General features: G+C 69.8%; 5 protein-coding genes. 2 read left to right on the top strand and 3 right to left on the bottom strand.

Features of this window, described 5'->3' with window-relative positions:
- The first annotated feature begins 24 nt into the window (after positions 1-24).
- Together rpsT and dnaA are read left to right on the top strand one after the other, a co-directional pair.
- Positions 25-294, top strand: a complete 270-nt coding sequence (gene rpsT, locus VGD44_RS21945) for a 30S ribosomal protein S20 (RefSeq protein WP_331090509.1) — start codon at positions 25-27, stop codon at positions 292-294.
- Positions 295-691: 397 nt separating this feature from the next.
- Complete coding sequence (gene dnaA / locus VGD44_RS21940) at positions 692-2173, top strand: chromosomal replication initiator protein DnaA (RefSeq protein WP_331090508.1); 1482 nt, start codon at positions 692-694, stop codon at positions 2171-2173.
- A 77-nt stretch (positions 2174-2250) separates the two neighbouring features.
- Here dnaA and VGD44_RS21935 read toward each other — a convergent pair whose 3' ends face one another.
- The 3 genes from VGD44_RS21935 to pnp form a co-directional block, all read right to left on the bottom strand.
- A complete protein-coding gene (locus VGD44_RS21935; protein ID WP_331090507.1) occupies positions 2251-2676 on the bottom strand; it encodes an HXXEE domain-containing protein in 426 nt (141 codons plus the stop codon).
- Between the two features lie 2 nt (positions 2677-2678).
- Entirely contained in the window at positions 2679-3908 is a 1230-nt protein-coding gene (locus VGD44_RS21930) for a serine hydrolase (protein ID WP_331090506.1), read from the bottom strand.
- A 157-nt stretch (positions 3909-4065) separates the two neighbouring features.
- Positions 4066-5220, bottom strand: a 1155-nt coding sequence (pnp, locus tag VGD44_RS21925) for a polyribonucleotide nucleotidyltransferase (RefSeq protein ID WP_331090505.1), incomplete at its 5' end; no start/stop codon positions are given.

Raw genomic sequence — 5220 nt, 5'->3', positions numbered from 1 at the left:
GACCTGTTTCGAGAAGAGTTTCGAATGGCCAACACGCCCGGCGCCAAGAAAGCGGTCCGCAAGATCGCCCGCCGCACCGAAGTGAACACCGCCCGCCGCTCGCGCGTGCGGACCTTCCTGCGCAAGTTCGAGGAGGCCGTGGCCTCCGGCGACGCCGGCGTGGCCAAGGACGCCTTCGTGAAGGCCCAGTCCGAGCTCATGCGCGCCGTCACCAAGGGCGTCGTGCACAAGAACACCGGCTCGCGGAAGGTCTCGCGCCTGGCCGCCCAGCTGAAGAAGATGTCGGCCGCCTGACGCAAGGTCGGCCAGGGGGCTCATCCCCTCTTCGCCTCTAGGAATTACGAGAAGCGGCGCCCCTCCGGGGCGCTGCTTTTTTGTGCGCGGAATTAGGCTTTGCCGTGCGCGCCTGCGACCAATTTGCTCAGCTTCCGCACCCGGTTTTCGGGCTTTCCCTTGGACCGAAAAGGGTCCCTGCCGAGTCAACAGAAATATGTCTTGCGGCCGGAAAGAATCCCCGTTGACCCCCCCTCGGCCCCCATTAGTGTCAGCCGTCTTACAAGTTTCTTCCCTTCGATCCCGGTCCAACCGGGGCAGCGGCGCAACGTACTACGTTCGCCGAATAAGGGATTGTTTGCGTTGAGTTTGTGCATCGTCGGGGGGTTCGGGGTCCCGGCATAATGTCTGTGGTTCGATGGGGTTTCGAGGGATGATGAGCGGGGGGGCTGCGGGAGCTATGGCAAGCGCGCCGGCAATGGCCGTGTGGAGCAAGACCTGCCAGGTTCTCAAGCGCGAGCTGGGAGACGCCACGTTCGGGTCGTGGCTGGGCCAGGCGGCGCTGCGCGAGTCCGGAGACGAGGTCTGCGTGGTCGCCGCTACGGGCGTCGCGCGTGACTGGATCCGGCACAATGCATGGCGGCGTATTGGCGAACTTTGGGCGCAGAACGACCCGCTGGGTCGGCGCCTGGACCTGAAGTCGCGCATGGAAGTCGAGAGCAACTACGTGGCCGCGCCGCCGGCGCATGCACCGATCGCCGCCAACGCCGGGTCCGCCCCGCGCGCTGCGGCTGTCGCGGCCCCGGCCGTGTTCGAGGTGGAGGCCGAGGCCGTCGCGCCCGTCGCCGCCCGTCAGGGCCGGCTGCTGGGCCTGCAGGAGCGCTACTGCTTCGACACCTTCGTGTCGGGCCCGGCCAACGAGTTCGCCTTCGCCGTCGCCCGTCGGGTGGCGTCCTGGGCCGACGGGCACTTCAACCCCGTCGTCTTCCACGGCCCCTACGGCTTCGGGAAGACCCACCTCCTGAACGCGCTCGCGTGGGAGGCCATTCGCACCGGTCCCGGCAAGCGGGTGGTCTACCTCTCGGCCGAACGGTTCACCTCCACGTTCGTCAACGCCCTGCAGACCAAGCAGACCGGGGCCTTCAAGGAAGAGCTGCGCAACGCCGACCTGCTGCTGATCGACGACGTCCACTTCGTGGCCGGCAAGACCCAGACCCAGGAAGAGCTGTTCCACACGCTCATCGCCCTGGTCGAGGACGGCCGCCGCGTGGTGCTCACCGCCGACCGCTCGCCGACCGAGCTCTCCGAACTCGAGCCGCGCCTGCGCAGCCACCTGCAGGCGGGCCTCGTCTGCGGCATCGAGCCGGCCGATCGGACGCTGCGCCTGGGCATCCTCGAGCGCAAGCTGCACACGCTCGCCCAGCAAGGCGGCTTCCACCCCGCCGCGCGGCCCGACGTGCTGCAGTTCCTGGCCGACCGCTTCACCGACAGCGTCCGCGAGCTGGAAGGCGCGCTGAACACGCTGGTGGCTCGCGTGGGCGGCGACATCGCCCGCCTGACCCTGGACGAGGCGCAGGCCATCCTGCGCCCGCACCTGTCGGTCAACGAGCGCAAGGTGACGGTGGACATGATCCAGAAGGCCGTGGCGGAGCACTACGCGCTGAAGCAGGCCGACCTCACCTCCGAGCGGCGCGCCCGCGCCGTGGCCCGTCCGCGGCAGGTGGCGATGTGGATCGCCAAGCAGATCACCACCCGCTCGCTGCCCGACATCGGCCGGCGCTTCGGCGGACGCGACCACACCACCGTGCTCCACGCCGTGCGCCGCATCGAGGCGCTCAAGGCCGAGGACGCCGGCATCGCCCGCGACATCGACGTCCTGCTGCGCAAGCTGCGCGGCTGAGTCTCAGTTTGGTGGGGAGAGGCGACGGGGGGCCCGCGGCGACGCGGGCCCTTTGTCTTGGGCGCCCGGGGAGGCGCTCAGACCCCGCGCAGCAGCCGTAGCGCCAGCAGGCACACCGGCAGGTTCACCGCGACCGCCGTCACTACGCCCGGCGCATAGCCGCCCAGGGTGAAGGCCGCCGGCACATGCGGGACGAGGACGTTCACCAGCAGCACCCAGGCGATCGCGCGCAGGGCCAGCGCCTTGCCGCCGGAAGGCCTGCCCGAGCCCGCCCACAGCGCCAGGGCGACGCCGACCACGGTGACCACCGCCAGCGAGGTCCAGAACGCCTCAGCGGGCGGCGCGGACGGCCAGAGGCCCAGCACCGCCGGCCGGACCAGCGGATAGCCCACGGCCTCCTCCAGGTCGTGCAGCATGAGCGCGCCCGCCAGCAGCGCCGCGGCGCGCTGCCGGCGGGTGTCCGTTGGACCCGAGAGGAAGCCCACGGATGGCGCCGTCTTCATCCTCAGGCGCGCAAGGCCTCGACCGCGGCGCCGAGCAGCGCGTAGGTCTCCGTCTCTGCGTCGTACTCCCAGGCCTTGCGCCAGGCGCTCCAGACGACCGCCACGACCTGTTCCAGCGGGTTCACATAGACGAACTGTCCGAAGATGCCCTGGGCGGTGAAGGCGCCGTCGTGGACGCTGCCCGCGGCGCGCGGCAGGACCCACCACTGGTAGCCGTATCCGAGGGGATAGCCGGGCTGCAGCCGGCCAAACCCGGTGGCCTCGACGTCGGGCTGTCCGGCGAGGTCGCGCCAGCCGCGGGGCAGCGCGCGGCCGCCGCCGCCCACGACGCCGTCCTCCAGTACGAACTGGCCGAAGCGCCCGAAGTCGCGCAGGCGGGCGCTGACACCCAGCCCCGCCAGCTCCAGGCCGCCCTTGGTCTCCAGCTGCCAGTAGCCGTCGGCCTCCATGCCGGCCGGACCCCAGATCTTCTCGGCGTAGTAGTCGGCCAGCGGGCGCTTCGTGGCGGCGGCCACGATCGCGCCCAGCAGGCAGGTCTCACCGGTCGAATAGTTGAACCTGGCGCCTTGCGGCGCCGCGCGCGGCAGGCTGCGCATGAGGTCGACCACGCCGCCGGGACGGCCGGCGGCGATGGCGGCGCCCAGGCGGACGACGTCGGAAGTCCCGTTCGGATCGTATTCCTCCTTCCAGGCCACGCCCGAGCACATGCGCAGGACGTTGCGGACAGAGACGCTCTCGTAGGCCGAGCCCTTCAAGGCCGGCAGGTAAAGGTCGGCGGGATCGTCCAGGCTGCGGATCGATCCGTCGTGCAGCGCCGCCCCGGCCAGGGTGGAGGTCATGGACTTCGCGGTCGAGAAGCTGGTCCAGCGGCTCTCCGGCCCGTTGCCCATGCCGTACCGCTCCAGCGCGACCTCCCCGCGCTTGAGCACCAGGAGGCCGCCGGTGCGGCGCCTTACCATGTAGTCGTCGACCGTACGGCTCCCGCCCTCCCCGGCGTAGGTCAGGCCGGATAGCGTGCGTCCGTGGGGCGGCAGCGGGCGGACCGTCCCGCCGCGCCGGATCGCGCGCACGGGCCGCGTCTGGTCCTGGTTGCGGAACGTGGCCGCCTGGTTCTCGGGCGTGGTGTCCAGCACATTGGGCGCCGCGACCTCCGCCGCCCAAGCCGGCCCCGCCGCCGCCAGCGCGCCGGCCCCCACGAGCAACTGCCGCCGGTCCAGACCAATCCCGTGCATGTTTCCCCTCCTCGATCCGGCGCGTCTGCGCGCGCCTCGACCGTATGCTGCCCCCATGCCCGACGATCCGAAAGAGGCTCCCGCTGCGCGGCGCGCAACGAAAAGGCGGCCGGATCGCTCCGGCCGCCCCTCGTAGCTCTACCGACGAGCTCGGCGCTTACGCGTCCGCGGTCTCTTCGGCCTTCTCTTCCTTGGACGACAGGTCCTCGCCCGTCTCCTGGTCCACGATCTTCATGGACAGGCGGGTCTTGCCGCGGTCGTCGAAGCCCAGGAGCTTCACCTTGACCTGCTGGCCTTCGGTGAGGACGTCGGAGACCTTGTTCACGCGCTCCTTGGAGATCTGGCTCACGTGGACCAGGCCGTCCTTCGCGCCGAAGAAGTTCACGAACGCGCCGAAGTCGACGATCTTGACCACCTTGCCGGTGTAGATCTGGCCCACTTCCGGCTCGCTGGCGATCGACTTGATCCAGTCGCGGGCCGCGTCGATCTTCGACTGCTCGGCGGCCGCGATCTTGATCGTGCCGTCCTCGCCGATGTCGACCTTGGCGCCGGTCTCGGCGGTGATCTCGCGGATCACCTTGCCGCCCGAGCCGATCACTTCGCGGATCTTGTCGACAGCGATCTTGATCGTCTCGATCTTCGGCGCGTGTTCGCCCAGGTGGGCGCGCGGCGCTTCCATGGCCTTGTTCATCTCGCCGAGGATGTGTTCACGGCCGCCCTTCGCCTGAGCGAGGGCCTGCTTCATGATCTCTTCGGTGATGCCCGCGATCTTGATGTCCATCTGCAGCGACGTGATGCCGTCGTGCGTGCCGGCCACCTTGAAATCCATGTCGCCGAGGTGGTCCTCGTCGCCCAGGATGTCGGAGAGGACCGCGAAGCCGTCCTTCTCGAGGATCAGGCCCATGGCGATGCCGGAGACCGGCTTCTTCAGGGGCACGCCGGCGTCCATGAGGGCCAGCGACGAGCCGCAGACCGAGGCCATCGACGAGCTGCCATTCGACTCGAAGATCTCCGACACCAGGCGGATCGTGTAGGGGAACTCGTCATAGGCCGGCAGCATCGGGCGGATCGCCCGCCAGGCCAGCTTGCCGTGACCGACTTCCCGACGCCCGGGGGCGCCCATGCGGCCCGTCTCCCCGACCGAGAAGGGCGGGAAGTTGTAGTGCAGCATGAACTTCTCATAGTACTTGCCGTCGAGCGCATCGATCAGCTGCTCGTCGTCGCCGGTGCCCAGCGTGGCCACGACCAGCGCCTGGGTCTCGCCGCGGGTGAACAGCGCCGAGCCGTGGGCCCGGGGCAGCACGCCCACTTC

Source organism: Phenylobacterium sp. (assembly GCF_036402295.1).
In the GTDB taxonomy this organism is placed as follows: domain Bacteria; phylum Pseudomonadota; class Alphaproteobacteria; order Caulobacterales; family Caulobacteraceae; genus Phenylobacterium.
Note: the sequence above shows the minus strand (reverse complement) of the source record. Positions and strands in the feature narration are given on the sequence as shown.